This window comes from Agromyces kandeliae (assembly GCF_009674665.1).
Lineage (GTDB): Bacteria > Actinomycetota > Actinomycetes > Actinomycetales > Microbacteriaceae > Agromyces > Agromyces kandeliae.
In genome coordinates this window covers 44,703-70,880 of the sequence record NZ_WKJD01000006.1, presented here as the reverse complement: position 1 = coordinate 70,880, position 26,178 = coordinate 44,703, and the positions used below count along the sequence as shown (strand labels likewise).

Annotated in this window: 28 protein-coding genes; 21 read left to right on the top strand and 7 right to left on the bottom strand. The window is 72.3% G+C overall.

Annotation, left to right across the window (positions count from 1 at the left end; translation table 11 throughout):
- Positions 1 to 134 precede the first annotated feature (134 nt).
- The 3 genes from GJR97_RS02695 (at position 135) to GJR97_RS02685 (ending at position 3,318) form a co-directional block, all read left to right on the top strand.
- Entirely contained in the window at positions 135 to 1,241 is a 1,107-nt protein-coding gene (locus tag GJR97_RS02695; protein ID WP_324613069.1) for an aldo/keto reductase, read from the top strand.
- A 61-nt stretch (positions 1,242 to 1,302) separates the two neighbouring features.
- Positions 1,303 to 2,688, top strand: a complete 1,386-nt coding sequence (locus tag GJR97_RS02690) for a M16 family metallopeptidase (RefSeq protein WP_324613068.1) — start codon at positions 1,303 to 1,305, stop codon at positions 2,686 to 2,688.
- Between the two features lie 24 nt (positions 2,689 to 2,712).
- Complete coding sequence (locus GJR97_RS02685; protein WP_324613067.1) at positions 2,713 to 3,318, top strand: histidine phosphatase family protein; 606 nt, start codon at positions 2,713 to 2,715, stop codon at positions 3,316 to 3,318.
- A 45-nt stretch (positions 3,319 to 3,363) separates the two neighbouring features.
- Here the strand turns inward: GJR97_RS02685 and GJR97_RS02680 are convergent, their stop codons facing one another.
- Complete coding sequence (locus GJR97_RS02680) at positions 3,364 to 3,855, bottom strand: GNAT family N-acetyltransferase (protein WP_154344992.1); 492 nt, start codon at positions 3,853 to 3,855, stop codon at positions 3,364 to 3,366.
- Positions 3,856 to 3,917: 62 nt separating this feature from the next.
- Between GJR97_RS02680 and dapB the strand changes: the two genes are divergently transcribed.
- Both dapB and GJR97_RS02670 read left to right on the top strand, forming a co-directional pair.
- A complete protein-coding gene (gene dapB / locus GJR97_RS02675; protein ID WP_324613066.1) occupies positions 3,918 to 4,667 on the top strand; it encodes a 4-hydroxy-tetrahydrodipicolinate reductase in 750 nt (249 codons plus the stop codon).
- Entirely contained in the window at positions 4,664 to 5,107 is a 444-nt protein-coding gene (locus tag GJR97_RS02670; protein WP_154344991.1) for a tetratricopeptide repeat protein, read from the top strand. The genes dapB and GJR97_RS02670 overlap by 4 nt, the downstream gene beginning before the upstream one ends.
- On the opposite strand, the gene GJR97_RS02665 is transcribed toward GJR97_RS02670, so the two are convergent.
- The 4 genes from GJR97_RS02665 to GJR97_RS02650 form a co-directional block, all read right to left on the bottom strand.
- The gene (locus tag GJR97_RS02665) at positions 5,079 to 5,984 is read right to left on the bottom strand and encodes a TIGR01777 family oxidoreductase (protein WP_324613065.1); all 906 of its coding nucleotides are present in this window, start codon (positions 5,982 to 5,984) and stop codon (positions 5,079 to 5,081) included. The genes GJR97_RS02670 and GJR97_RS02665 overlap by 29 nt on opposite strands.
- Positions 5,985 to 5,986: 2 nt before the next feature.
- The gene (locus GJR97_RS02660; protein WP_154344989.1) at positions 5,987 to 6,412 is read right to left on the bottom strand and encodes an OsmC family peroxiredoxin; all 426 of its coding nucleotides are present in this window, start codon (positions 6,410 to 6,412) and stop codon (positions 5,987 to 5,989) included.
- Positions 6,413 to 6,499: 87 nt separating this feature from the next.
- Positions 6,500 to 6,985, bottom strand: a complete 486-nt coding sequence (locus GJR97_RS02655; RefSeq protein ID WP_324613064.1) for a DUF4395 domain-containing protein — start codon at positions 6,983 to 6,985, stop codon at positions 6,500 to 6,502.
- Positions 6,966 to 7,469, bottom strand: a complete 504-nt coding sequence (locus tag GJR97_RS02650; RefSeq protein ID WP_154344988.1) for a thioredoxin family protein — start codon at positions 7,467 to 7,469, stop codon at positions 6,966 to 6,968. Before GJR97_RS02650 ends, GJR97_RS02655 begins: the two co-directional genes overlap by 20 nt.
- A gap of 132 nt (positions 7,470 to 7,601) precedes the next feature.
- Between GJR97_RS02650 and GJR97_RS02645 the strand changes: the two genes are divergently transcribed.
- The 9 genes from GJR97_RS02645 to GJR97_RS02605 all read left to right on the top strand — a co-directional run bounded on the left by GJR97_RS02645 (position 7,602) and on the right by GJR97_RS02605 (position 17,690).
- Positions 7,602 to 8,411, top strand: a complete 810-nt coding sequence (locus GJR97_RS02645; protein WP_324613063.1) for a thymidylate synthase — start codon at positions 7,602 to 7,604, stop codon at positions 8,409 to 8,411.
- Complete coding sequence (locus tag GJR97_RS02640) at positions 8,408 to 8,935, top strand: dihydrofolate reductase (protein ID WP_154344987.1); 528 nt, start codon at positions 8,408 to 8,410, stop codon at positions 8,933 to 8,935. The genes GJR97_RS02645 and GJR97_RS02640 overlap by 4 nt, the downstream gene beginning before the upstream one ends.
- A 193-nt stretch (positions 8,936 to 9,128) precedes the next feature.
- Entirely contained in the window at positions 9,129 to 10,031 is a 903-nt protein-coding gene (locus tag GJR97_RS02635) for an endonuclease domain-containing protein (RefSeq protein ID WP_324613062.1), read from the top strand.
- Positions 10,032 to 10,155: 124 nt separating this feature from the next.
- Positions 10,156 to 11,130, top strand: a complete 975-nt coding sequence (gene dapA, locus GJR97_RS02630) for a 4-hydroxy-tetrahydrodipicolinate synthase (protein ID WP_324613061.1) — start codon at positions 10,156 to 10,158, stop codon at positions 11,128 to 11,130.
- Positions 11,131 to 11,259: 129 nt separating this feature from the next.
- A complete protein-coding gene (locus tag GJR97_RS02625) occupies positions 11,260 to 12,936 on the top strand; it encodes a ribonuclease J (protein ID WP_154344985.1) in 1,677 nt (558 codons plus the stop codon).
- A 68-nt stretch (positions 12,937 to 13,004) separates the two neighbouring features.
- Positions 13,005 to 13,496, top strand: coding sequence for a GNAT family N-acetyltransferase (locus tag GJR97_RS02620; RefSeq protein ID WP_154344984.1), 492 nt, complete (start codon positions 13,005 to 13,007; stop codon positions 13,494 to 13,496).
- Positions 13,497 to 13,582: 86 nt separating this feature from the next.
- On the top strand, positions 13,583 to 16,474 hold the full coding sequence (locus tag GJR97_RS02615) for an FtsK/SpoIIIE family DNA translocase (RefSeq protein WP_154344983.1): 2,892 nt from the start codon (positions 13,583 to 13,585) through the stop codon (positions 16,472 to 16,474).
- Positions 16,475 to 16,551: 77 nt separating this feature from the next.
- Positions 16,552 to 17,154 (top strand): CDP-diacylglycerol--glycerol-3-phosphate 3-phosphatidyltransferase, encoded by a 603-nt coding sequence (gene pgsA / locus GJR97_RS02610; protein ID WP_154344982.1) that lies wholly within the window; start codon positions 16,552 to 16,554, stop codon positions 17,152 to 17,154.
- Positions 17,151 to 17,690: a CinA family protein gene (locus GJR97_RS02605; RefSeq protein ID WP_324613060.1), complete on the top strand. Its 540-nt coding sequence runs from the start codon at positions 17,151 to 17,153 to the stop codon at positions 17,688 to 17,690. Before pgsA ends, GJR97_RS02605 begins: the two co-directional genes overlap by 4 nt.
- 24 nt (positions 17,691 to 17,714) lie before the next feature.
- Here GJR97_RS02605 and GJR97_RS02600 read toward each other — a convergent pair whose 3' ends face one another.
- Positions 17,715 to 18,395 carry a response regulator gene (locus GJR97_RS02600; protein WP_324613059.1) on the bottom strand — a complete coding sequence of 227 codons (681 nt, stop codon included), beginning with the start codon at positions 18,393 to 18,395 and terminating at the stop codon, positions 17,715 to 17,717.
- Positions 18,392 to 20,026, bottom strand: coding sequence for a sensor histidine kinase (locus tag GJR97_RS02595; protein WP_324613058.1), 1,635 nt, complete (start codon positions 20,024 to 20,026; stop codon positions 18,392 to 18,394). Before GJR97_RS02595 ends, GJR97_RS02600 begins: the two co-directional genes overlap by 4 nt.
- A 185-nt stretch (positions 20,027 to 20,211) precedes the next feature.
- Here GJR97_RS02595 and GJR97_RS02590 point away from each other — a divergent pair, with 185 nt between their 5' ends.
- From GJR97_RS02590 to GJR97_RS02560, 7 genes are all read left to right on the top strand, one after another.
- Positions 20,212 to 21,285: a Bug family tripartite tricarboxylate transporter substrate binding protein gene (locus tag GJR97_RS02590; protein WP_154344980.1), complete on the top strand. Its 1,074-nt coding sequence runs from the start codon at positions 20,212 to 20,214 to the stop codon at positions 21,283 to 21,285.
- Entirely contained in the window at positions 21,282 to 21,848 is a 567-nt protein-coding gene (locus GJR97_RS02585) for a tripartite tricarboxylate transporter TctB family protein (RefSeq protein WP_324613057.1), read from the top strand. Before GJR97_RS02590 ends, GJR97_RS02585 begins: the two co-directional genes overlap by 4 nt.
- Positions 21,841 to 23,442 carry a tripartite tricarboxylate transporter permease gene (locus GJR97_RS02580; protein ID WP_154344979.1) on the top strand — a complete coding sequence of 534 codons (1,602 nt, stop codon included), beginning with the start codon at positions 21,841 to 21,843 and terminating at the stop codon, positions 23,440 to 23,442. The genes GJR97_RS02585 and GJR97_RS02580 overlap by 8 nt, the downstream gene beginning before the upstream one ends.
- Before the next feature lie 146 nt (positions 23,443 to 23,588).
- Positions 23,589 to 23,903 (top strand): helix-turn-helix domain-containing protein, encoded by a 315-nt coding sequence (locus tag GJR97_RS02575; protein WP_129235233.1) that lies wholly within the window; start codon positions 23,589 to 23,591, stop codon positions 23,901 to 23,903.
- A gap of 64 nt (positions 23,904 to 23,967) precedes the next feature.
- On the top strand, positions 23,968 to 24,204 hold the full coding sequence (locus tag GJR97_RS02570; protein WP_324613056.1) for a DUF3046 domain-containing protein: 237 nt from the start codon (positions 23,968 to 23,970) through the stop codon (positions 24,202 to 24,204).
- Positions 24,205 to 24,471: 267 nt separating this feature from the next.
- Entirely contained in the window at positions 24,472 to 25,539 is a 1,068-nt protein-coding gene (gene recA, locus GJR97_RS02565) for a recombinase RecA (protein WP_154344978.1), read from the top strand.
- Positions 25,540 to 25,552: 13 nt separating this feature from the next.
- Positions 25,553 to 26,173 (top strand): regulatory protein RecX, encoded by a 621-nt coding sequence (locus tag GJR97_RS02560; RefSeq protein ID WP_154344977.1) that lies wholly within the window; start codon positions 25,553 to 25,555, stop codon positions 26,171 to 26,173.
- The last annotated feature ends 5 nt before the right edge of the window (positions 26,174 to 26,178 follow it).

Genomic DNA, 26,178 nt, shown 5'->3' with positions numbered 1-26,178 from the left:
CCGTTGTGCGTGCCGGCAATGCCGCCGAGGTCACCGGGTGTTCACCAACGGTTTCGTAACGCTTCTCCGTCATGTTCAACCACCCGGTTCATTCCTGACATACGCTCGTCTTCAATCCTGGGGAGGAGGACCGAGTGGCACGACGACACGCACTGCAGGGAGGCAGACGTGCCGGAAGCGCACCGGGGTTCGTCGACGAACCCGACGCGCAGGATCCGGAGCACGCGAGTCAGTCCCGCCATCTCGGCGAGCCGGCCACCAGGAGCATGGTGCTCGGGACCGAGCAGATCACGACGAACGCGGACTCGGGTCCGATCACGGTGCCGCGGCGCGTGACGATCGGCGAGACCGGCTTCGAGGTGCATCCGCTCGCGCTGGGCGCGAGCACGTTCGGGTGGACCCTCGACGCGGAGGCGAGCGGCGACATCCTCGACCGGTTCGTCGGACTCGGCGGCACGTTGATCGACACGGCGGACAGCTACGCCGCGGGGCGCAGTGAGACGATCATCGGCGAGTGGCTGGCCGGACGGGGCACCCGCGACCGGGTCCGCATCGCCACGCGGGTGGGGCGTCACCCCGACCACGCCGGCCTCGCACCCGACGCGATCAGTCGCGCCGTCGACGCCTCGCTCGACCGACTCGGCACCGACCGCATCGACCTGCTCTGCTTCCATGGCGACGACCCGGAGGTCCCGCTCGAGGAGAGCCTCGGCGCCGTCGACGCGCTCATCTCCTCAGGCAAGGTGCTCGCGGTCGGCGCCTCCGACCTGTCGCCCGAACGCCTCATCGAGGCCCGCGTGCTGGCCGCCAACGGACTGCCCAGGTTCCAGGCGCTGACGACGCGCTACAACCTCATGGAACGGCGCGCGTTCGAGGGCGCCACCGAACTCGTCGCGCACGCACAGGGCCTGCCGGTGATGCCGGACTTCGCACTCGCCGACGGGTTCCTCGGCGGCGCCATCCGACGTCGCGCCGACGTGCGGCGCGACGCGCGCGGCGAACGGCAGGGTCGCCATCTCGGACGACGCGGGCTCCGCGTGCTCCGCGCACTCGACGAGGTCGCAGCCGCCCACGGCACCGTTCCGGCCGCGATCGCCATCGCCTGGCTGCTCGCGCGGCCGACGGTCGTCGCCCCCGTCACGGGCGTCAGTCGGCCCGAACAGGTCGATGCGCTGCTCGGCGCCGCGTCGCTCGAACTGCATCGGTCCGAACTCGTCGAGCTCGACCGGGCGTCGGCGTAGCCCGCCGCGGCGCGCGGGGGCAGGCAGGCCCGTCCCGCGCGGGTGACATAGGCTGGGGGGCGTGAACGGCGCCGTCGAACTCCCGCTTGGTGAGCCCGAACTGGCCTTCCCCGCCGCCGGCGAGACGCTCGTGCGTCGATCGGTCCTCCCGTCCGGCATCCGCGTGCTCAGCGAACAGGTGCCGGGGAGCCGGAGCGCGACCATCGGATTCTGGGTCGCCGTCGGATCGCGCGACGAACACCCGGCGGAGAGCGGCCATCCCGCCACGTTCGGTTCGACGCACTTCCTCGAGCACCTCCTGTTCAAGGGCACCGAGACGCGGAGCGCCCTCGACATCGCGATCTCCTTCGACGCCGTGGGCGGCGAGCACAACGCCGTCACCGCGAAGGAGTACACCTGCTACTACGCCAAGGTGCAGGACCGCGACCTGCCCATGGCGGTCGACGTCCTCGCCGACATGTTCACGTCGTCGGTCCTCGACCCGGAGGACTTCGAGAGCGAGCGCCGCGTCATCCTCGAGGAACTCGCGATGGCCGGCGACGATCCGGCCGACGTCGCGAACGAACGGTTCTTCGAGGCCGTGCTCGGCACGCATCCGCTCGCCCGCCCGATCGGCGGGGACCCCGAGACGATCGGCGTCGCCACCCGCGATGCCGTCCTCGAGCACTACCGCGCGAGCTACCGCCCACGCGATCTCGTCGTCACCGCAGCGGGCGCCGTCGACCACGACGACCTCGTCGCGCGCCTCGCCGCCGCACTCGAGGCGGCAGGGTGGAACCTCGCCGAGGCGGCCGCACCCGTCGACCGTCGCCCGTCCGAGCTCGCCCTCGTCGACGGCCGTTCGCCGCTCGCCGTGGTCGAGCGTCCCGGCGAGCAGGTCAACCTCGTGCTCGGCGTGCCCGGCCTCGTCGCGACGGACGAGCGTCGCGCGGTGCTGAGCGTGCTCAACACCGTCTTCGGCGGCGGAATGTCGTCGCGGCTGTTCCAGCAGATCCGGGAGCGCCGCGGGCTCGCCTACGCCGTCTACTCGTTCGCACCGGGGTATTCCGACGCGGGGGTGTTCGGCATGTACGCCGGATGTGCGCCGAAGAACGCCGCGACCGTGGCCGCGCTCATGCGCACCGAGCTCGAACGGCTCGCCCACCACGGAGTCACCGATGACGAGCTCACCCGCGCGATCGGCTACCTCGGCGGCGCCTCGGCGCTCGCGCTCGAGGACTCCGACACGCGGATGTCGCGACTCGGCCGCGCCGAGCTCGCACTGGGGGAATTCGCCGACCTCGACGAGGCGCTGCGCCGCGTCGGACGCGTCACCGCCGACGACGTCCGCGCGCTCGCCGGAGAGCTGGCCGCCCGGCCGTTCTCGCTCGTCGCCGTCGGCCCCGTCGACGAGCAGGCCTTCCGCTCGATCGTCGACCAGCCCGAAACCCGACCCGACGTCGCCTAGCGACGTCCGACCACAGGATCAGACGTGCCCCACCACCTCTACCTCGTCCGACACGGCGAGCAGCTCGACGCCGAGCACGGCCTCCCCGACGGCCCGCTCTCCCCGCGCGGACGCCGCCAGGCGGAGCTCCTCGCGGAGCGCCTCGGCGGCATCCCCTTCGACGCCGCCTACCACTCGCCCCTCCAGCGCGCCGCGGAGACGGCCGACATCATCGCGTCGAAGCTGCCCTCGCTGAAGCCCGAGCCCTCGCCGCTGCTGTTCGACTGCGTTCCGTCCGGGCCTGCGCCCGAGACGCCGGCCGCCTACGCGCCGTTCTTCGGCTCCTTCACCGAGCTCGACTTCGAGGCCGGTCGCGCGCAGATGGCCGACGCGAACGCCGAGTTCCTCCGGTCGCACCGAGAGGACCGCCACGACCTGCTCATCACGCACAACTTCGTGATCGGCTGGTTCGTGCGGGAGGTGCTCGGCGCACCCGAGTGGCGCTGGGCGACGATCAACCAGGCCAACTGCGGGCTCACGGTGCTGACGCAGCGCGCACCCGGCAGGCCGTGGAACCTCGTCGTGCACAACGACCTCGCGCACCTGCCCCCCGAGCTCCGCACCGGACTGCCGGAGCCGTTCGCACTCTGAGCATCCCCGGTCGGCGCGTGCGGCGCCGCTCCTGCCGAGCCCGGCTCAGCCGGCGGCAGGCTGGACCCGCTTGCCGTACCAGTTCGTCGCGTTCGGGTTGTCGTTGTACGGCGTGATCGCGACGTACCCGCTCGCCGCGTAGAGGCCGCCCGCGGCGGCGAGGCTCGCGTTCGTGTCGAGCACGAGCTCCTCGGCGCCGAACGCGACGGCGCGCCGCTCGAGCACCTCCAGCAGCGCCCGCCCGCCGCCCCGCCCACGCGCCGCCGGCGCCAGCCACAGGTGCTTCACCTCGTATCGCACGAGTCCGCCGCCGTCCGATGGGATCCGGCGGACGCCGCCGCATCCGACCGCACCGCCCGTCTCGTCCTCGACCACGAGGAACACGCCCGCCGGGGGAGTGAACTGCGCGGGCTCGGGCCAGGTCGGGCGGTACTCGCCCTGCTCGGGCGGGAAGCCCGCCGCCCGCTCGGCGAAGTACTCGCCGAGCATCCGATTCGCGTCGGGGTCGGTCACGGCGGCGTCGCGGAAGCGGAGCATGCGCCAAGCCTACGGCGCGCGCGATACCGGGCCCCCGAGCCCCGGTTGCTAGGGTGAACGTCGTGACGATCACGGTGGCGGTCGCTGGCGCGACGGGGAAGATGGGGCGCCTCGCGACCCGACTGATCGACGAGGCCGACGACCTCGAGCTCCACGCCGGGCTCGACTCGTCCTCCAGCCTCGACGAGCTCGCCGGGGCCGACGTCGTCCTCGACGTCACGCATCCCGCGGCGAGCGCTGGGATCGTGGAGGCCGCGATCGAGGCGGGCGCCGCGGTCGTCGTCGGCACGTCCGGGTGGTCGCGCGAGCGCATCGCCGAGGTCGAGACGCGCCTGCGCGAGGCCGACGCCACGTCCGGCGTGATCTTCGTGCCCAACTTCTCGATCGGCAGCGTGCTCGGCTCGGCATTCGCGGCGTTCGCGGCACGGCACTTCGACTCCATCGAGATCGTCGAGGCGCATCACGCGGGCAAGGTCGACTCCCCGTCCGGCACGGCGGTGAGGACGGCCGAACTCATCGCCGCCTCGCGCGGCGAGCTCGGCCCCGTCTCGGCGCCGCATGCAGACCAGCGCGCGCGCGGCCAGCTCGTCTCGGGAGTCCCGATCCACAGCCTCCGCATGGACGGCATCCTCGCCGACCAGCGCGTCGTGCTCGGCGCCCCGGGAGAGAGCCTGCAGATCACCCACTCGACGATCGCGCCGACGGCGTACGAGGCCGGCATCCTGCTCGCCCTGCGTCGCGCGCCGTCGGCCGAGGGGGTCACCGTGGGACTCGACGCGCTCCTCGGCCTCGAGCTTCCCGACGGTCGATGAGCGGCGCGAAGGTCGGCGCCGTCGTCATGGCGGCGCTCGTGGTGCTCTACGTCGCGCTCGTCGGATGGCGCGCGGTGCAGTTCGTCCTCACGGGCGAGCCGGTCGCCGTCGCGATGGGGGTGGCGCTCATCGTGCTGCCGATCGTCGCCGTCTGGGCGATCTGGCGGGAGCTCTCGTTCGGGATCAGGTCGCAGCGGCTCGTCGAGCAGCTCGAGTCCGAGGGAGCGCTCGACCTGGGCATCCCGGTCCGGGCGAGCGGGCGTCCCGAGCGCGGTGCGGCGGATGCCGCGTTCCCGGAGTTCCGCGCCGCCGTCGAGTCCGAGCCCGATTCGTGGCGGGCGTGGCTGCGACTCGGGCTCGCGTACGACGCCGCGGGGGATCGACGCCGTGCGCGTCGTGCGGTGCGCCGGGCTATCGAGCTCGAACGGGCTCGGGACTGAGCATCGCCTCGATCGCCGACTCGATGCTCGGGTGCCGGAACCGGTAGCCGTCGTCGATGAGGCGCTGCGGCCGGACCTTCTGGCTCGACAGCAGCAGGTCGTCTGCGGCCTTGCCGAGGGCCGCCTCGAGGAGCTTCTCGGGCACCGGGATGACGTAGGGGCGGTGCATCCGCTCGGCGAGCGCCGCCATCACGCGATCGGCGGTCGCGGGCGTCGGCCCGACGAGGTTCACCGGGCCCGAGAGGTGCGAGTCCAGCAGGTGCACGATCGCATCGACCTCGTCCTCGAGCGCGATCCAGGGCCAGTGCTGGCCGCCGGTGCCGAGGCGCCCGGAGACGCCGAGCGTGGTGAGCGCACGGATGCGCTGCATCGCACCGCCGCGACCCACGACGATCCCGGTCCGGAAGACGACCGTCCGGGTCTCGTGCGGGGCCAGCTGCGCCGCGGCCTCCCAGCGGCCGACGACCTCGGCGAGGAACCCGGTGCCCGCGGCGGAGTGCTCGGTCAGGAGCTCGCCGGGCCGGTCGCCGTAGTAGCCCACGGCCGACGCGCTGAGGAAGGTCGCGGGCGGCGTGCGCGCCTTCCGCATCGCGTCCGCGAGGGTCCTGGTGGCCGCGATGCGCGACTCGAGGATCTCGTCGCGGTAGCGTCGCGTCCAGGGCAGCCGTGCGAGCGAGGCGCCCGACAGGTTGAGGACGGCGTCGACGCGGTCCATGACCGTGAAGTCGATGATGCCCGACGACGGCGACCAGCTGACCTCGTCCGCCGACTGGGCGCGCCGCCGCACGAGCCGCACGACGTCGTGGCCGTCGGCCACGAGTCGGTCACGGACGGCCGTGCCGATGAAACCGGAGGCGCCGGCGACGAGGACGCGCACCGCTACGCGAGCTCCGCCTCGATCGTGATCGGGATGCCGGTGAGCGCCTGCGAGATGGGGCAGTTCACCTTGGCGTCCTCGGCGAACGCCTCGAACTCGGCCTCGCCGAGCCCGGGCACGCGCGCGCTCACGAGCAGGTGGCTCCCCGTCACGCCCTCACCGGGCTGGAAGGTCACCGCGGCGGTGGTCTGGATGCTCTCGGGCGTGTGACCCGCCTGCGTGAGGATGTTCGACAGCGCCATCGAGAAGCAAGCCGAGTGGGCCGCGCCGAGCAGCTCCTCGGGATTCGTCGTGCCCGCCTCGCCCTCGGCGCGTGCCTTCCAGTTGACCGGGAACTCGGCGACCTTCGACGAGTCGAGGCGCGTGGTGCCCGACCCCTCGAAGAGGCTGCCGGTCCAGACCGTGGTCGATTCGCTCGTCAGTGCCAATTGGTCCTCCTCCTCGAGCCGGGCTCCCAGCCTATCGAGCGGATGCCGCGTCCGGCACTCGGGGTCGAGTGCGCGTCGCGCGGGCGGTCATGCCGGCCTGATGACGCGGGCGCGGACGAGGAGCAGGTAGAGCTGGCATCCCAGGCAGTAGCCGAACGCCGCGTTGAGGAAGGCCGCGAAGAACGCCGCGGCCGCCGCGATCGGCACGGCAGCCCCGACGCCGAACATCCCCAGCACGAGTCCCGTCGCCGTGACGACCAACCCGACGAGCTGGGCGAACGTCGGCGGGCGCGGGTCCTCGAGCTCGGTCGGCGGGGCGAGCCGAGGGCGGACGAGCGCGCGGTACAGCAGGCCGAACGGGTGCCGTGCGACCCCGGCGATCGCTCCCCAGGCGAAGAGCGCCGCGAGGACGGCGAGGAGCACGAGCGCCGCCGCGTCGAGCCCGCCGACGCCGAGCACGACGACCGCGAGCAGCAGGACCGAGGTGATCGCCGCCGAGAAGCGCGGCCCGCGCGGGTCGATGCCGGGGCGGCCCGCGGATGCGGCGCCGGACTCAGGCGTGGTGGCGGACACGGGACCTCCCGGTGGTGGTGTCGAGTTCGTCGCGAAGCTCGTCGATGCGGGGCACGCCGGCCACGCGCGCCGTCGCCCGTCCGTCGGCACCGAGCACGAGGACGGTCGGGGTCTGCGTCACGCGGAACGCGTCGGCGAGGTCGCCTCGGTGGGTCAGGTCGATGTCGACGTGACGCACGTCGCCGTACTCCGACGCGAGCTCCGCGAGCACGCGGGCCGTGCCCGGGCAGCGACTGCAGAACTCGGTCGAGAACTGAACGAGGGTGGCCCCGGCGCCGAGCGCGTCGCCCGCGAGTCCGAGCCGTTCGGCCTCGGGTGCCGACGCCGTCGCGCCCGGGTGGATCGCCGACGCGGCCGCTGCGGGAACATCGCCCCGGCCCCGGATGCGGCGGACGCGCCCGTCGCGCGCCCGCCAGGCGAGTCCGACCAGGAGTGCGACCGCGGGCAGGCCCAGGCCGACGACGAGGGCGGGCGCGAGGTCCATCCATGCAGGCTACGTCCGGCGGGAGGACGCGGTCACGCCGTGTGACGCCGGGTGACGCGCGAAGGCGGCGCTCGCGGCATCCGCCCGCCTGTCGTGCCCGCCGTGCCCACCCGGCGGCGTAGCCTTGACGCCGTGGCCAGCGCGATCCCGACCCCGTACGAAGACCTGCTCCGCGACGTGCTCGAGCACGGCACGCCGAAGTCCGACCGGACCGGCACGGGGACGCGGAGCGTGTTCGGCCGGCAGATCCGGTTCGACCTGTCCCAGGGGTTCCCGCTCGTCACGACCAAGCGCGTGCACTTCAAGTCGATCGCCTACGAGCTGCTCTGGTTCCTCCGCGGCGAGTCGAACGTGGGCTGGCTGCAGGAGCACGGCGTCACCATCTGGGACGAGTGGGCGGATGCCTCGGGCGAGCTCGGTCCCGTCTACGGGGTGCAGTGGCGCAGCTGGCCGACCCCGTCGGGCGACCAGGTCGACCAGGTCGCGCAGGTCATCGAGCAGATCCGCACGAACCCCGATTCCCGTCGACACATCGTCTCGGCGTGGAACCCGGCCGACATCCCCGACATGGCGCTCGCGCCGTGCCACGCGCTGTTCCAGTTCCACGTCGCCGACGGGCGCCTGTCGTGCCAGCTCTACCAGCGCAGCGCCGACCTCTTCCTCGGCGTGCCGTTCAACATCGCCTCCTACGCACTGCTCACCCACATGGTCGCCCAGCAGGTCGGGCTCGAGGTCGGCGACTTCGTGTGGACGGGCGGCGACTGCCACATCTACGACAACCACGTCGAGCAGGTGCGCCTCCAGCTCGAACGGGAGCCGTTCGCGTACCCGACGCTGCGCATCGCCCGCCGCCCGGACTCGATCGACGACTACCGGTTCGAGGACTTCGAGGTCGTCGGCTACGAGCACCACCCCGCGATCCGCGCGGCCGTCGCCGTATGAGCGACGGGTTCGACGACGACGGCGCCCCGCGGATCGGGCTGATCTGGGCGGAAGCGCGCGGGGGAGTGATCGGGGCGGGCGGCGGCATGCCGTGGCACGTGCCCGAGGACCTCGCGCACTTCAAGCGGACCACGCACGGCGCGCCGGTCGTGATGGGGCGCCGCACCTGGGACTCGCTGCCGGAGCGGTTCCGGCCGCTCCCGGGCCGGGCGAACATCGTCGTCACCCGGCAGGCCGACTGGCGCGCCGACGGAGCGGTCCGCGCGGCCTCGGTCGACGAGGCGCTCGCGCTCGCGGCATCCGACGCCGACGACCGCATCTGGGTGATCGGCGGCGCAGAGCTCTTCGCGCGCACGATCGCCCTCGCCGATCGGCTCGTGGTGACCGAGCTCGACCTCGAGGTCGACGGCGACACGTTCGCGCCCGACCGGACGGGCTGGCGCGTCGTCACCGCCGATCCTGCGCACGGATGGCACGACTCGCGTTCCGGCATCCGTCACCGCTTCCTCACCTACGCACGCTGACCCGCGTCGCACGGCCGCGGCCGTCGAAGCGAAGGAGAACCGGGGCGACACGCCGGCGCGAATCGGGGCGTCGCCCAGGACCTCCTTCGACGCGTGCGGGCAGCTCCCCCTCCACAGCGCGATGGGCGCGCGACGATGCGTCCCTCGGCTGCCATCCGAGCCCGGGTCCGCGAGCGAGGAGCAGGCTCGGTGCGTGACCGAGCCCCACCTGCTGCATCGCGCGTGCACCGACCTCGGCGACGTCGCCCGCGTGCGCGACGTGCTCCGCTCCGCCGACGCCACACGACGCGACCTCGACCGCGCCGTGCGCGCCGGCGCGCTCGTCAGGCTCAGGCCAGGGTGGGTCGCTGCCCCGGAGGCGGGCGTGTCGGTCGCGACCGCGGTGCGACACGGCGGCGCGGTCGGCTGCGTGTCGCGCCTGCAGCTCGAGGGGCTGTGGCTGCTCGGCGATCACACGCGGGTCCATGTCGCCATGCGTCCGAACGGTCGAGGCCTCCCGCACTCCGCGTGCAGCTGCGTCGTGCACTGGAACGACATGCCGCAATCGGCGGGGCGGGTATCGCTCGTCGCCGCACTGGCCCAGGTGCTCGGCTGCCTCGGGGTCGAGGAGTTCTTCGTCGCGCTCGAATCCGCGATGCGCAGGCGCCTCATCACTCGGGCCGGTCTCGCATCGCTTCGCGCTCGGCTCCCGCTCGACCGACGTCGGCTGGTGGATTTCGCGCGGTGGAACGCCGACAGCGGGCTCGAGTCGCTCCTGCGCCTGCGCCTGTGGGGTCTGGGCATCGGCCTGGCCTCCCAGGTTGCCGTTCCGGGCGTCGGCACGGTCGACTTCGTGCTCGGCGACCGCCTCATCCTCGAGGTCGACGGGAAGCAGAATCACGACGGACCCGCGATGCGCCACAAGGACCTGGTGCGCGACGCCGTCGCGGCCGCGCACGGATTCGACACGCTCCGGTTCGACTACGCGATGGTGGTGCACGAGTGGGAACTCGTCGAGGCGGCCATCCTCTCGAAGCTCGATCGCGGCCTGCATCTGGCCCGCCGCCGACCCCAGGGCACGCCGGTCGTGCTGCACGATGAAGGAGATTCGACGTGACGCGACATCCGCGCCCGGCGCGTCGAGTGGATTCTCCTTCGGGATGCACGGCCTGCGGCCGAGACCACGGAGCAGCGGTGAGATGGGGCGGCCCGGCGGGGCGCGAGCCGATAGCCTGTAGGGCGTGAGTGCAGTCAATCCCTTCGGTCAGGTGCTCGTCGCGCTCGTCACGCCGATGACGGCGGACGGCGAGGTCGATTGGCCGGCCGTCGAGAAGCACATCGACGACGTCATCTCGGCGGGCGCCGACGGCATCGTCGTCACCGGCACCACGGGCGAGACCTCGACCCTCACCGACCCCGAGAAGATCCGCCTCGTGGAGGTCGGCAAGGACGTCGCCGCCGGTCGCGCGAAGATCATCACCGGCGGCGGGTCGAACGAGACCGCCCACGCCATCGAGCTGTACAAGCACAGCGAGCAGGCGGGCGCCGACGGCATCATGATCGTCACGCCGTACTACAACAAGCCCACGCAGGCCGGCATCCTCACGCACTTCCGCCTCGTCGCGGATGCCACCGACCTGCCCGTGATCCTCTACGACATCCCGGGCCGAACCGGCGTGCCGATCAAGTACGAGACGATCCTGCGGCTCGCCAAGCACCCGAACATCCTCGCCATCAAGGACGCCAAGGGCGACTTCAGCGAGGTCAGCCGGGTGCTCAACCAGACCGACCTCATGTACTTCTCGGGTGATGACGCGAACGTGCTCCCGCACCTCGCGATCGGCGCGACGGGCCTCATCGGCGTGACCGCGAACATCGCCCCCGCCCCGTACCGCACCATCGTCGACGCCGTGAACCGCGGCGACCTGAAGGCCGCGACCGCCGAGCACCAACGGCTCGAACCGCTCGTCCGGGCCGTCATGACGCACGTGCCGGGCACCGTCGCCGCGAAGTACATCCTCCACGGCCTCGGCCGCATCGGCAGCCCGCGCGTGCGCCTGCCGCTCGTCGGTCCCGAGGAGTGGGAGGCCGCGCTCATCGAGGACGAGATCGACCTCGTGCAGGGCATCCCCGGCGTCGACTTCCGCAACTTCCGCCCCGACCGCAACGCCGCCGCGGGCGGCGCGCTGCCCAAGGTGGCCGGCACGACGCGCTGACGGGCGACGGATGCCGAGTCGCGCCGCCGCACGCACGCGCCACGAGGCATCCGACCAGGGGAACCCGACCGAGACATCCGCGACCGAGTGGGTCGCACCGAACTGAACACCGCAACGTGAGGAGGGCACATGCCCGACGAGATCATCGACCCCGAGCCGCTCGAACCGGGCACGCTCCGGGTCATCCCCATCGGCGGCCTCGGCGAGGTCGGCCGCAACATGACGTGCTTCGAGATCGACGGGAAGCTGCTGATCGTCGACTGCGGCGTGCTGTTCCCCGAGGAGCACCAGCCCGGCGTCGACCTGATCCTGCCCGACTTCGGCTTCCTCCGGGAGCGCCTCGACGACGTGGTCGCCGTCGTGCTCACGCACGGCCACGAGGACCACATCGGCGCCGTGCCCTACCTTCTGAAGCTGCGCGCCGACATCCCGCTCGTGGGCTCGCAACTCACGCTCGCGCTCGTCGAGGCGAAGCTCAAGGAGCACCGCATCGCGCCGTACAGCCTCACGGTGAAGGAGGGGCAGACCGAGCGGCTCGGCCCGTTCGAGCTCGAGTTCGTCGCGGTGAACCACTCGATCCCCGACGCGCTCGCGGTCGCGATCCGCACCGACGCCGGGACCGTCCTCGCGACGGGCGACTTCAAGATGGACCAGCTGCCGCTCGACGGCCGGCTGACCGACCTCCGCGAGTTCGCGCGGCTCGGCAAGGCGGGCGTGGACCTCTTCCTCGTCGACTCGACGAACGCCGACGTGCCCGGCTTCACGCCGCTCGAGCGCTCGATCGGGCCGGTGCTCGACGAGGTCATCGCACGCTCCCCGCGGCGCGTCATCGTCGCGAGCTTCTCGAGCCACGTCCACCGGGTGCAGCAGGTGCTGCACGCGGCGCACCAGAACGGCCGCCGCGTGGCGCTCCTCGGCCGCTCCATGGTGCGGAACATGACCATCGCGGCCGACCTCGGGTACCTCGACGTCCCCGAGGGCGTGCTGGTCGACTTCAAGAAGGCCGGCGACATCCCCGACGACCGGATCGTCTACATGTCGACCGGCTCGCAGGGCGAGCCCATGGCCGTGCTCAGCCGCATGGCGAACCGCGACCACCAGATCGAGATCGGCGAGGGCGACACCGTCATCCTCGCGTCGAGCCTGATCCCCGGCAACGAGAACGCGGTGTACCGCGTGATCGACGGGCTCACGAAGCTCGGTGCGAACGTCGTGCACAAGGGCAACGCGAAGGTGCACGTCTCCGGTCACGCTGCGGCGGGTGAACTGCTCTACTGCTACAACATCCTGCAGCCGCGCAACGTGCTTCCGGTGCACGGCGAGTACCGGCACCTGGTCGCGAACGCGCGCCTCGCCCAGGACACGGGCATCCCCGCGGAACGCACGTTCCTCGCCGAGAACGGCACCGTGCTCGACCTGCGAGACGGCGAGGTCAGCCTCGCCGGCCAGCTCGACCTGGGCTTCGTCTACGTCGACGGCTCGACGGTCGGCGAGATCACGGACGCCGACCTGAAGGACCGCCGGATCCTCGGCGAGGAGGGGTTCATCTCGGTGATCGTCGTGGTGGATGCCTCGACCGGCCGTGTGATCGTCGGCCCCGAGATCCACGCGCGCGGCTTCGCCGAGGACGACGCCGTGTTCGAGGACGTCAAGCCGAAGATCGTCGCCGCGCTCGCGGACGCCGCACACCACGGGGTGCGCGACCCGCACGCGCTGCAGCAGACGGTCCGCCGCACCGTGGGCGGCTGGGTGAACCGGCGCCTGCGCCGCCGCCCGATGCTGGTGCCGCTCGTGATCGAGGCATAGGTCGAAGGGGTGCCGCGGCCCCCGGTTCGCGAAACACCCCCGAAACAGCGCCCGCGTACGCTCCGTGCATGGTGGGCTTCTCCATCCGGCCAGCGGATTCCGCGGACGGCGGCTTCCTCGCCGACATGCTCGTCGAGGCTGCGAACTGGCGCGCCGGGGCGACGCGACCTCGGCACGTCGTGCTCGGCGATGCGAGCCACGCGGCCTATGTCGCCGGATGGCAGCGACCCGCGGATCGCGGCGTCGTCGCCGTCGATCCCGAAGGGCGCCCGGTCGGAGCGGCGTGGTACCGGCTCTTCGGTGCGGACCGTCCGTCGCAGGGCTTCGTGGCGACCGGCGTGCCCGAGCTCATCATCGGCGTGCGCCCGCTGTGGCGCGCCCAGGGCGTCGGCCGGGCACTGCTCCGCGCGCTCACCGAGGATGCGCGATCCGGCGGCTACGCCAGGCTCGCGCTGTCGGTCGAGCACGGCAACTTCGCGCACGAGCTCTACCGCTCGGAGGGATTCGCGGTGATCGCCTCGGCGAACGGCCGCGACACCATGGTCCGCCGGCTGCGCTGACGCAGGGGCACGCGGAGCGGCGTCGACTGCCCGACACTCGTCCGGCCTGCGCGCCTGCGTCGTCGGCGGGCCGTAACGTGGAACGCATGGCTACGAGCACCAGGTCGAACGGTCGCGCCTCGGGCGCGTCCGGGCGCGGCTCGTCGACGCGCAACGCGCCCACGAAGAAGCTGCCGGCGCAGCGCACGTCGACGCGCGCGGCGCGCAGCGCACCCCCGAAGTCCGATCGACCGGGGATCGTCGTCCGCGCCTGGATGGGGCTCGCCCACCTGACCGGCGGCGCCGCGCGGGCGCTCGGCCCCGAGACGCTCGCGAAGGAGGAGCGCCGCGACGGCCTTCCCTTCTTCCTGGTGCTGCTCGCGGTGTCGGGCGCCATCGTCGAGTGGTTCTTCATCAACGACCCCGTGGCCCAGACGCTCGACGCGTACACGTTCGGCGGGCTCTTCGGACGCGTGGCGTTCGCGCTCCCCGTCGTGATGCTCATGTTCGCCGTGTGGCTGTTCCGGCACCCGAGCTCGGTGCACGACAACACGCGCATCGGCATCGGCCTCGGGATGCTGCTCATCACCGTCTCCGGGCTCTGCCACCTGTTCGGCGGCCAGCCGTCGCCGAGCGAGGGGATGCCCGTGCTGGCCGGTGCGGGCGGCATCCTCGGCTGGATGCTCGCCGAGCCGATGATCCTCCTCATCACCGACGTCGGCGCCGGAATCGTGCTCGCGGTCCTGGTGGTGCTCTCGCTCCTGATCCTCACGAAGACGCCGCCGAACCGGATCCCGCAGCGCTTCCGTGAGCTGTACGCGTGGCTCTTCGGCGCGATCGAGGGCGACGACGAGGGTTCGGCGGAGAAGGCCGCGGCGGAGGCGAAGCCGAAGCGCCGGTCCAAGGCGGGCCGCTCCGAGCAGGTCGAGCTCGACGGCATCGACGACGAGGCGCCCTCGGGCGGGCTGCTGCCCTGGTGGCGCCGCAACGCGTCGAACCGCGAGGAGGACCCCGAGTTCGCCGACGCGGGCGCCGACGGCATCACGGAGGTGTTCGGCGAGGGCTCCGCCGCAGGCAGCTTCGACACGCCGCTCGAGGGGGTCCGACCCGCCGACCCGTACGGCGCGGGCGTCATCGACGACCTCGAACGGGCCGAGTCCGCGCTGCAGCGCTTCACCGGCGAGGTGGCCGGCGACGGAACGGGCCTCCGGGGCGACGATGCCGGAGCGACCGAGGTCCTCGCGCCCGCGGCTGCCGCGGCCGGGCCGGTCGCGGGCGCAGCGGTCGGCGATGCCGCCGCGACCGCCGACCCCGCGGCATCCGCCGACGAGCACCACGACCTGCCCGACCGGCCGTACCACCTGCCGGCGTCCTCGACGCTCGCGGCGGGCGCGCCCGCGAAGACGCGTTCCGCGGTGAACGACGAGGTCGTGCGGCAGATCACCGGCGTGCTCGAGCAGTTCGGCGTCGACGCGAAGGTCACGGGTTTCTCCCGCGGCCCGACGGTGACGCAGTACGAGATCGAGCTCGGGCCGGGCGTCAAGGTCGAGCGCGTGACCGCGCTGTCGAAGAACCTCTCGTACGCGGTCGCCTCCAACGAGGTCCGCATCCTCTCGCCGATCCCCGGCAAGTCGGCGATCGGCGTCGAGATCCCGAACGCCGACCGCGAGACGGTCACGCTCGGCGACGTGCTGCGCTCCGGCGCCGCGGTGAACGCCAAGCACCCGATGACGATCGGCGTCGGCAAGGACGTCGGCGGCGGCTACGTCGTCGCGAACCTCGCCAAGATGCCGCACCTGCTCGTGGCCGGCTCCACCGGTTCGGGCAAGTCGAGCTTCGTGAACTCGATGATCACGAGCCTGCTGATGCGGGCGAAGCCGTCCGAGGTGCGGATGGTGCTGATCGACCCCAAGCGCGTCGAGCTGGCGCCGTATGCGGGCGTGCCCCACCTCATCACGCCGATCATCACGAACCCGAAGAAGGCGGCCGAGGCGCTGCAGTGGGTCGTGAAGGAGATGGACATGCGGTACGACGACCTCGCGTCGTTCGGGTTCCGCCACATCGACGACTTCAACGCGGCCGTGGTGGCCGACGAGATCAAGCTGCCGGCCGGCAGCGAGCGCAAGCTCAAGCCCTACCCGTACCTGCTCGTCGTGGTCGACGAGCTCGCCGACCTGATGATGGTCGCCCCGCGCGACGTCGAGGACTCGATCGTGCGCATCACGCAGCTGGCCCGCGCGTCCGGCATCCACCTCGTGCTCGCCACCCAGCGGCCGTCGGTCGACGTCGTCACGGGCCTCATCAAGGCCAACGTGCCGTCGCGTCTCGCGTTCGCGGTCACGAGCGTCACCGACTCCCGAGTCATCCTCGACCAGCCCGGCGCCGACAAGCTCATCGGCCAGGGCGACGCGCTGTTCCTGCCCATGGGCGCGTCGAAGCCGATCCGCGTGCAGGGCGCGTGGGTCACCGAGACCGAGATCGACCGCGTCGTGAAGCACGTCACGCGCCAGGCGCGCCCCGAGTACCGGAAGGACGTCGAGGCCGCGGTCGAGAGGAAGGAGATCGACTCCGACATCGGCGACGACCTCGAGCTGCTGCTCGCGGCCGCCGAGCTCGTGGTCTCCACCCAGTTCGGGTCCACCTCGATGCTGCAGCGCAAGCTCCGCGTGGGCTTCGCCAAGGCCGGCCGCCTCATGGACCTCCTCGAGTCGCGCGAGATCGTCGGTCCCTCCGAGGGCTCGAAGGCGCGCGACGTGCTCGTGACACCCGAGCAGCTGCCGGGCGTCCTCGCCAAGCTGCGCGGCGAGGAGCCGGCCGCACCTGCCGCGCCCGCGGCGTCCGCACCGGCGACGCCGGCCGCCCCGCCCGCTGCCGCGCCGGCGCCGGCCGCACCGGTCGACGACCGCTACGACGACCCGGTCGGGCGCATCCCCGAGGGACTCGAGGAGGTCGAGGCCGACGACGACGAGGACGCCTGGGGCCTCACGGGCCGCGACTGAGTCGGGTCCTGCGAGGGCCGTCACGAGCGGGACCATCGGCATCCGGGCGGCCGGGGCGCCGAGGCTAGGCTGGGTGCATGACCGCTCCCGATGGCCGTGATCGCATCTCGAACTGGAACCTCCCGAACGCGATCACGATCCTCCGGATCGTCATGGCGCCGATCTTCTTCTGGCTCCTCCTCGCCGATGGCGGAGCCGACGGCCCCATGCGGTGGTGGGCCGCGGTCATCTTCATCGTCGCGATCTCGACGGACTGGGTCGACGGCCACCTTGCGCGCTCGCGCGGTCTCGTGACCGACCTCGGCAAGCTCCTCGATCCCATCGCCGACAAGCTGCTCACGAGCGGCGCGCTCGTCTGCCTGTCGATACTCGGCGAGCTGTGGTGGTGGGTCACGATCCTCATCGTCGTCCGCGAGGTCGGCATCACCGTATGGCGGTTCGTCGAGCTGGGTCGTGGCACGGTGGTGCCGGCCTCCTCGGGCGGCAAGGCGAAGACCTTCGCGCAGGCGATCGCGATCTCGCTCTTCCTCACCCCGCTCTGGACGCTCGTGGGCGACTGGATCATCTGGGTGAACTGGGCGGCGATGGCCGTGGCGCTCGTGCTCACCGTCTGGTCCGGCCTGCTCTACGTGCGCGACGCCATCAGGCTCGGCCGCGAGCACCGGGCCGAGTCGCGGTGAGCGAACCGGCGGAACTCGTCGCACGACTCCGGGCCACGGGGCGCACGGTGGCCTGCGCCGAGTCGCTCACGGGCGGCCTGCTGTCCGCCGCGATCGTCGACGTGCCCGGCGCGTCGGACGTGTTCGTCGGCGGCGTCGTGGCCTACGCGACCGAGCTCAAGCGCGCGCTCGTCGGCGTCGACGCGCACCTGCTCGAGGAGCGCGGGCCGGTCGACCCCGAGGTCGCCGAGGAGCTCGCGGATCGGATCCGCGCCGTCTGCGCGGTCGACGGACGACCCGCCGACCTCGGACTCGCCACGACGGGCGTCGCGGGCCCGGACCCGCAGGGCGGGAAGCCGCCGGGGCTGGCGTACATCGGCGTGGCGTCTCCGCGCGGCATCCGCTCGGTCGAGCTCCGCGTGCAGGGGGACCGGCCGACGGTGCGCCTTGCCGCGGTCGAGCGCGCCCTCGCCGAGGCGGCCGTCGAGCTCGACGCGCTCGACTCGGGTGACGCGCTCGACGCGACCGACGGGCTCGACGCCGGCGACTCCGGCTGACGGTGACCGGGGCGCGTCACGACCTCAGCGACGCGCCATCCGGTATCGGTGCTCCGGGCGCCCCGCGCTCCCGTACCGCGGCGCGACCTGGGCGGCCCCGACGGCCACGAGGTGCTCGAGGTAGCGGCGCGCGCTCACCCGCGCCATGCCGAGCGCCTCCGCGATCTCGGCCGCCGACGCGTCGTCCTCGCGCGAGGACAGGTCGGCCTCGACGCGCTCGAGCGTGATCGCCGACAGCCCCTTGGGCAGCACATCCGCGTCGAGCACCGAGCCGAGGATCCGGTCGACGGCGCCCTGGTCGAGCTCGCCGGCGTGTCCCGCCCGATCGGCGATGAGCCCGCGACGCACCTCGTCGAGCCGCTTCACGAGGCTCGTGCGCGAGAACGGCTTCACGAGGTAATGACGCACGCCGAGGAGCCGGGCGCGTCGGACCGTCTCGAGGTCGCGCGCCGCGGTCACGGCGACGACCTCGACCTCGTCGCCCGCCGCGCGGATCCGCCGCAACACGTCGAGCCCGCCGAGGTCCGGCAGGTACACGTCGAGCAGGACGAGGTCGGGACGGTGCCGCGCGACGGCGCGCAGGGCCTCGGCGCCGGTGTGCGCCTCGGCCACGACGGCGAACCCGGGCACGGCGTCGACGAATGCACGGTTGATGCGCGCAACGGCGGGGTCGTCATCGACGATGAGCACGCTGACCGGGTTCACGCGGGCTCCACGGTGCGCGCGGCCGTCCCGGTGGCCTCGACGGCCGACTCCGGCGCGGGCAGGTGCACCGTGAACCGGGCGCCGCCCGACGGGGCGCGATCCACGGTGGCGTCGCCGCCGAGGCGTGCCGCGACGCGGCGCACGATGGTGAGGCCGATGCCGCGCCGCGCCTTGCCGTCCGTGGGCCCCTTGCCCGTCACGTCCGGCTCGAAGATCTCGGCACGGCGATCCTCCGGCACGCCGGGGCCGTCGTCGTCGACGCGGACGACCACGACGCCCGGCTCCCGATCGTCCCGGATGCCGATGCGGACGCGCCCGCCGAGTACGCACGCCTCAATGGCGTTGTCGAGCAGGTTGCCCACCACCGTCACCAGGTCGGTGCGGAACCCGGCGTCCTCTATCGGCGACAGGTGCGAGTCGGGCGCGAGCTCCAGTTCGATCGCGAGCTCGTGCGCCCGCGACCGCTTCGCCAGCACGAGGGCCGCGGTCTCGACATCGCCGATGCCGCCCCGGTCGGCGAGCGACGAGAGGGCGCCGCCGCCGCCGACGCGCTGGATGTAGGCGATCGCGGCGTCGACGTCGCCAAGCTCGAGCAGGCCGCTCACGACGTGGAGCGTGTTGGAGAACTCGTGAGACTGCGCGCGCAGCCCTTCGGCGAGCCCCTGCGCGCCCTGCAGCTCGCGGAGCACCGCCTCGAGCTCGGTGCGGTCGCGGAGGATCGCGATCGAGCCCACCTCGCGGCCGTCGACGCGGACGCGGTCGCCGTGCACCAGCAGGACGCGCTCGCCGGAGAGCACGAGCGTTTCCTGCTCCTCGGCGGATGCGACGACGTGCGCGAGCTCCGCATCGAGCACGTCGGCCACGGGCCGCCCGAGCACGGACTCCGGCTCCGCCACGCCGAGCAGCCGCGCCGCCGCGTCGTTCATCAGCACCACGCGGTCGCGGTCGTCCACGGCGACGATGCCCTCGCGGATGCCGTGCAGCATCGCCTGCCGGGTCTCGAGCATGGCGCGGATCTCGTCGGGTTCGAGTCCGTAGATGCGGCGACGGATGACTCGTCCGATCCACGCCGACCCGACGACGCCGGCCAGCGCGGCGACCGCCAGCGCGGCGAGCAGGCCGCCGAGGCCGCCGAGGAAATCGGCGCGCAGCTCCGACTCGAGGATCCCGACCGAGACCTGGCCGATGACCTCGCCCTCGTCGCCGAAGATCGGCACCTTCACGCGCCAGGACTCGCCGAGCGTCCCGGTCTGCGTGCCGACGTAGACCTGCCCGGACAGGGGGATCGCCGGGTCGGTCGAGACGCGCTCGCCGATCCGCTCGGGGTTCGGGTGGGAGTAGCGGATTCCCGCGGCATCCGTCACCACGACGTAGGTCACGTCGGAGGCGTTCCGCACGACCTCGGCGACGGGCTGGATCGCGGCCGAGGGGTCGTCGTCGTCGAAGGCGCCGAGGATGACCGGGAGGCGGGCGACGGACTGCGCGACCGCGATCATGCGGTCCTGGTACGCCTCGCGGAGCTGGTGCTCCTGGATGAGCATCGCCGTGACGCCGGTGCCGACGACCGTGACGAGCACGATCGCGACCTGGAGCAGCAGCAGCTGCATCCCCAGCGTCATCGACCGGCCCACCGCACAAGTCTGCCGCATGCCTGACGCGTCGCCGCACGGTCGGTCGCGACCGATACGACCGAAACGGCCGCAACGACCGATACCACCCTTACGACCGCAAGCCGCCCGGCGGATCGGTGCGGGCCTACCGTCGGAACCCACCGATCGTCCCCCCGGCGAGGAAGCCGGGAACTCAAGGAGGAGCTTTGCGATCATCGAATCGGCCGTCCCCCGCGGCCGCCAGCCCCGCCCGGACCCCCGTCCGTTCGCGCACCACGCGCACCGTCGCCGTCGGCCTCGGCCTCGCGGCCGCGCTCGGCCTGGCCGCGTGCGCCTCGCCGGCCGCGTCCTCGGATGGCGGCGGCTCGGAGGCCGCCGCCATCCGGAGCGTCAACGTCATCGCCCCCGCCGATCCCGGTGGCGGTTGGGACCAGACCGCGCGGGCGATCGCGCAGGTCCTGACCGACGAGGGCATCGTGTCGTCCGCGCCCGTCCAGAACATCGGCGGTGCGGGCGGCACCGTCGGCCTCGCGTCGCTCGCGAACGAGACGGATCCCGCGACGCTCATGATCACGGGCCTCGTGATGGTCGGCGCGGTCGAGACGAACGCGTCGGAGGTCCGCATCGAGGACATGACGCCGATCGCCCGGCTCACCGAGGAGGCGCTCGTGCTCGTCGTGCCGGCTTCGTCGCCGTACACCACGACCGAGGACCTGGTCGACGCGATCGTCGAGCAGGGCGCCGCGATCTCGGTCACGGGCGGCTCGGCGGGCGGTGCCGACCACATCCTCGCCGGGATGCTGCTGACGGAGGCGGGCGTCGACCCCGCCGACATCCCATCGACGCTCAACTACATCCCGAACTCGGGCGGCGGCGAGGCGGTGACGATGCTGCTCGGCAACACCGTGCAGGCGGGCATCTCGGGCGTCGGCGAGTTCGTCGAGCAGATCGAGGCCGGCGAGCTCCGCGCGCTGGCGGTCTCGTCGCCCGAGCGCGTCGACCTGCTTCCGGACACCCCGACCCTCGCCGAGGAGGGCTACGACGTCGAGCTGACGAACTGGCGGGGGCTGCTCGCGCCGGGTGGGCTCTCGGACGACGAGTCCGACGCGCTCCGCACGCTGGTGACCGACCTGCACGGCACCGGGGCATGGACCGACACGCTCGAGCAGAAGGGGTGGGCGGACGCCTTCCTCGTCGGCGACGAGTTCTCGAGCTTCCTCGACGGCAACATCGACGAGGTCTCGCAGACGCTGCAGACGATCGGCCTGGTCTCGTCGTGACCGACGTCGCCCCGGTCCCCTCCGGCGCATCCGCGCCGGAGGGGACCCTCCCGCCCCGGAGCCCGGTGCGGTCGGCAGGCGAGTACGTCTTCGCCGGTGCGGGCCTCCTCGTGGGCATCGGCACGATCGCCGGTGCGGGCGCGATCCGCGTTCCGCCGGGTTCGGCGAGCGTGCTCGGCCCGCGGGCGTTCCCGTACGCGGTCGGCGTGCTCCTGGTGCTCGCCGCGCTGGCCGTCCTCATCGGGCTGCTGCGCGGCCGCCGCGGCCTCCCCGACGACGGCGAGGACGTCGACCCGGATGCCAGGACCGACTGGACGACGGTGGCGAAGCTGGTCGTCGTCTTCCTCTCGCAGCTCGTCCTCATCGACCTCGCCGGATGGCCCGTGGCCGTCGCCGTCGTCTTCGGCGGCGCGGCGATCGCGCTCGGCGCGAAGGGTCGGTGGGCGGCGTTGGGCATCGGGCTCGCGCTCGGGCTCGTCACCCAATTCGTCTTCGGCACCTGGCTCGGGCTCTCGCTCCCGGCCGGACCCGCCCTGAACTGGATCCCCATCTTCCATGGATAGCCTCACCGCCCTGCTCGAGGGCTTCTCGACCGCTCTGCAGCCGCAGTACCTGCTCACCGCGCTCTTCGGCGTGTTCATCGGCACGGCCGTCGGCGTGCTGCCGGGCATCGGGCCGGCCATGACCGTCGCGCTGCTGCTGCCGCTGACCTACACGCTCGACCCGACCGGCGCGCTCATCCTCTTCGCGGGGATCTACTACGGCGGCATGTACGGCGGCTCGACGACGTCGATCCTGCTGAACACGCCGGGTGAGTCCGCGTCGATCGTCACTGCGCTCGAGGGCAACCGGATGGCCAAGGCCGGCCGCGGCGCCGCGGCGCTCGCCACCGCCGCCATCGGTTCGTTCGTCGCCGGCACCGTCGCGACCGTGCTGCTCACCTTCCTGGCGCCGGGCATCGCGCGGCTCGCCGTGCAGCTCGGCCCGGCCGACTACTTCGCGCTCATCGTGGTCGCGTTCCTCACCGTGGGCGCACTGCTGGGCTCGAGCGTCCCCCGCGGGCTCGTCTCGCTCGGCCTCGGCCTCGTCCTCGGCCTCGTCGGCACGGAGGTGCTCTCTGGCCAGCAGCGGTACACGTTCGGCATCCGGAGCCTCGCGGACGGGATCGACGTGGTGCTCATCGCCGTCGGCCTGTTCGCGGTGGGGGAGACGCTGTACGTGGCCTCCCGGCTCCGCCACGGCTCCGTCCGCGTCATCCCGGTCGATCGGGGGTGGCGCACCTGGCTGACGCGCGACGACCTCCGACGCTCCTGGAAGCCGTGGCTCCGCGGGACCGCCATCGGATTCCCCATCGGCACGATCCCCGCGGGCGGGGCCGACGTCGCGACGTTCCTGTCCTACGCCACCGAGCGGCGGCTGGCGAAGGGCGAGGCGCGGGCCGAGTTCGGCCGCGGCGCCATCGAGGGCGTCGCGGGTCCGGAGTCGGCGAACAACGCCGCCGCGGCGGGCGTGCTCGTGCCGCTGCTGACGCTCGGCCTGCCGACGACCGCGACGGCCGCGATCATCATCTCCGCCTTCCAGTCCTACGGGATCCGCCCCGGCCCCCTCCTCTTCGAGAACCAGTCGGGCCTGGTCTGGGCGCTCATCGCGAGCCTCTACATCGGCAACGTGCTCCTCATCGTCCTGAACCTCCCCCTCGTGGGCATGTGGGTCAAGGTGCTCCGCATCCCGCGCCCCTACCTCTACGGAGGCATCCTCGCGTTCGCGGGTCTCGGGGCCTACGCCCTGCACTTCAACGTCATCGACACCGTGACGCTCCTGGCCGTCGGGCTCGTCGGGTTCCTCATGCGCCGATACGGCTATCCGGTCGCGCCGATGGTCGTCGGCGGGATCCTCGGACCGATGGCCGAGGAGCAGTTGCGCAAGTCGATGGCGATCAGCCAGGGGGACGTGCTGTACCTCGTGCACAGCCCGTTCGCGATCGTCGCGTACGGCACGCTCGCGGTCATCGTGGCGACCGGTGTCTGGTTGAAGCGACGCCGTGCACGCCTGGAGTCGTCGCCGGCGCCCGTCCCGACCGGTGCCCTGCCTGCGGTGGAGGCGCCCACGGCATCCGCACCCGATCGTGGGCCCCACCGTCGGGAGACGGGGGAATAGGTCGCGTGAACTCCCTGTTACAGGTGTCGGGTTCAGAGCAAAACACCAGTGACCACGGGTAGGCTCGGTGAACGGGAAGAGGCGCTAGACTGACCTCCCCGTACCGGCCCCGGTCGGGGGTCGCAGGTGAGACGAGGGAGGTTCCGATGGTTCTGGTTCGACAGGAGATCGGCGACGTGCTGAGGGACTTCCGCCTGCAGAAGGGCCGGACCCTCCGCCAGGTCGCCAGCAAGGCGAGCGTCGCACTCGGCTACCTCAGCGAGGTGGAGCGCGGCCAGAAGGAGGCCTCGAGCGAGATCCTCGCGTCCGTCGCGGACGCGCTCGACACTCCCATCTCCGTGATCATGCACGAGGTCGGCGACCGCATCGCGGTGCTCGAGGGGCTCAACGCCCCGTCGGTGCCCGACAGCCTCCCCGACGAGCTGGTGGCGGAGTTCGACGCGGACATGATGGTCCGCTGATCCACAGATCCACTCGAACGGCCGGTCCTCGTGACCGGCCGTTCGCACGTCCGGAGGTCCATCGGTGAAACGCAGTGAGTTCGCGCTGGCGGTCGAGCAGGAGTTCGGCCCCGGGTACGGGGACGTCGTGGTGAACGACCTCGTGCTCGTCGAGCTCGGCAATCGCACCGCGCGCGAGGCGCTGGCCGCGGGCCTGGCTCCGCGCGACGTCTGGTTCGCGCTCTGCGCGGCGACGGATGTCCCGGAGGCGCGTCGTCACGGAGTGGGGCGTCCGGACCCGGGCGAGCGGACCTCGCGATAGTCGAAGGACGCGCCCGAAGACGCGTTCGACACGCCGGGGCGCGCATCGAACATGCGTTCGGATGCTGCGTTAGGCTCCTCAACAGCAGGAGGGATGACGCACCCATCCACAGACGAGCGCTCTCGGGCGCCGGATGTCGGTGGCCGACCATACGGTCGGAGGCGTCGGAACACACCGCAACCGCCTTGTCGCGAGACGTGCCGGGTCACGGCCTGGCACGCGGAACGACAGCCTAGAGGCAGCCGTCACCACCACGAAGGAGCACCGATGCCATCACCCGCAGACCGCGAGAAGGCCCTCGAGACCGCACTCGCCCAGATCGACCGCCAGTTCGGCAAGGGATCGGTGATGCGCCTCGGCAGCGAGGAGCGCGCACCGGTCGAGATCATCCCCACCGGTTCCATCGCACTCGATGTCGCGCTCGGCGTCGGCGGCCTTCCGCGCGGCCGCATCATCGAGATCTACGGGCCGGAGTCCTCCGGTAAGACGACCCTGACGCTCCACGCGATCGCGAACGTGCAGCGCGCGGGCGGCATCGCGGCGTTCATCGACGCGGAGCACGCACTCGACCCCGACTACGCGAAGAAGCTCGGCGTCGACATCGACTCGCTGCTCGTCTCGCAGCCCGACACGGGTGAGCAGGCGCTCGAGATCGCCGACATGCTGATCCGCTCCGGCTCGATCGACCTCGTCGTCATCGACTCGGTCGCGGCGCTCGTGCCTCGGGCCGAGATCGAGGGCGAGATGGGCGACTCGCACGTCGGCCTCCAAGCGCGACTCATGTCGCAGGCCCTGCGCAAGCTCACCGGTGGGCTCAACCAGACCAAGACGACGGCGATCTTCATCAACCAGCTCCGCGAGAAGATCGGCGTATTCTTCGGCAGCCCCGAGACCACGGCGGGCGGCAAGGCGCTGAAGTTCTACGCATCGGTGCGGCTCGACATCCGTCGCATCGAGACGCTGAAGGACGGGTCCGATGCGGTCGGCAACCGCACGCGCGTGAAGGTCGTGAAGAACAAGATGGCCCCGCCGTTCAAGCAGGCCGAGTTCGACATCCTCTACGGCGTGGGCATCTCGCGCGAGGGCAGCCTCATCGATTACGGCGTCGACCAGGGCATCGTGAAGAAGTCCGGCGCCTGGTACACGTACGACGGCGACCAGCTCGGCCAGGGCAAGGAGAACGCCCGCAACTTCCTCCTCCAGAACCCCGACATCGCCGCCGACATCGAGAAGAAGATCCTCGCGAAGCTCGGCATCGGCCAGGCCGCCGGTGCCCCGGCGGCCGCGGCGCCGGCGAACGTCGAGTCGATCGCTTCGAAGCGCAAGGGCGCCTGAGCGGGCGGATCCGATGACCGAGCAGGGGAACGAGCGACTCGCGCCGGTCACCTACCTGCCGTGGGCGGCACCGTCGGAGGGATCCGAGGGCGCCGCCCGGGGCGGGGCGGAGCAGCAGCGGACCACGTCCGACGCGGGTGCCGGGCTCGACGAGACGGGCCTGGAGCGCGACGACCGCATCGACCGGCTGATCGTCTCGCGCCTTCGGCGTTCGTCGCTGTCGGTGTCCGAGGTCCGGGCGATCCTCGTCGAGCACGGGCTCGACGAGGGCGAGGTAGAGGAGTGGGTCGAGCGGTACGCGCGGCTCGGCTATCTCGACGACCGTCGGCTCGCCGAACAGCTGGTGCACAGTCACGGCGTACGGCGAGGGCGGGGGAGCGGCGCGGTGCTGCACGAGCTCGGTCGCCGCGGCATCGACGACGAGCTCGCCCGCGAGGCAGTCGACACGCTCGACCCCGACGTGGAGTTCGAGCATGCGCTCCTCATCGCCGAGCGCCGGGCGCGACAGCTGGGCGGTCTCGATCGCCGGGTCGCCGAGCGTCGACTGTCCGCATTCCTCATGCGGCGCGGCTACGGAAGCGAGCTCGTCCGGCGCGCGGTCTCCGCCGCACTCGACGGCGACGACGCCGAGTGACGGAT

What these genes read in the sequence shown, in the direction of transcription:
- GJR97_RS02680 (WP_154344992.1), bottom strand. Translation starts at nt 3,855, where the DNA reads ATGCTCCGCTTCCGCGACGCCGCCGTGACCGACCCCGACGCGAATCGG.
- GJR97_RS02670 (WP_154344991.1), top strand. Translation starts at nt 4,664, where the DNA reads ATGAGCGGCGCGAAGGTCGGCGCCGTCGTCATGGCGGCGCTCGTGGTG.
- GJR97_RS02650 (WP_154344988.1), bottom strand. Translation starts at nt 7,469, where the DNA reads ATGGACCTCGCGCCCGCCCTCGTCGTCGGCCTGGGCCTGCCCGCGGTC.
- GJR97_RS02640 (WP_154344987.1), top strand. Translation starts at nt 8,408, where the DNA reads ATGAGCGACGGGTTCGACGACGACGGCGCCCCGCGGATCGGGCTGATC.
- GJR97_RS02625 (WP_154344985.1), top strand. Translation starts at nt 11,260, where the DNA reads ATGCCCGACGAGATCATCGACCCCGAGCCGCTCGAACCGGGCACGCTC.
- GJR97_RS02620 (WP_154344984.1), top strand. Translation starts at nt 13,005, where the DNA reads ATGGTGGGCTTCTCCATCCGGCCAGCGGATTCCGCGGACGGCGGCTTC.
- GJR97_RS02615 (WP_154344983.1), top strand. Translation starts at nt 13,583, where the DNA reads ATGGCTACGAGCACCAGGTCGAACGGTCGCGCCTCGGGCGCGTCCGGG.
- pgsA (WP_154344982.1), top strand. Translation starts at nt 16,552, where the DNA reads ATGACCGCTCCCGATGGCCGTGATCGCATCTCGAACTGGAACCTCCCG.
- GJR97_RS02580 (WP_154344979.1), top strand. Translation starts at nt 21,841, where the DNA reads ATGGATAGCCTCACCGCCCTGCTCGAGGGCTTCTCGACCGCTCTGCAG.
- GJR97_RS02575 (WP_129235233.1), top strand. Translation starts at nt 23,589, where the DNA reads ATGGTTCTGGTTCGACAGGAGATCGGCGACGTGCTGAGGGACTTCCGC.
- recA (WP_154344978.1), top strand. Translation starts at nt 24,472, where the DNA reads ATGCCATCACCCGCAGACCGCGAGAAGGCCCTCGAGACCGCACTCGCC.
- GJR97_RS02560 (WP_154344977.1), top strand. Translation starts at nt 25,553, where the DNA reads ATGACCGAGCAGGGGAACGAGCGACTCGCGCCGGTCACCTACCTGCCG.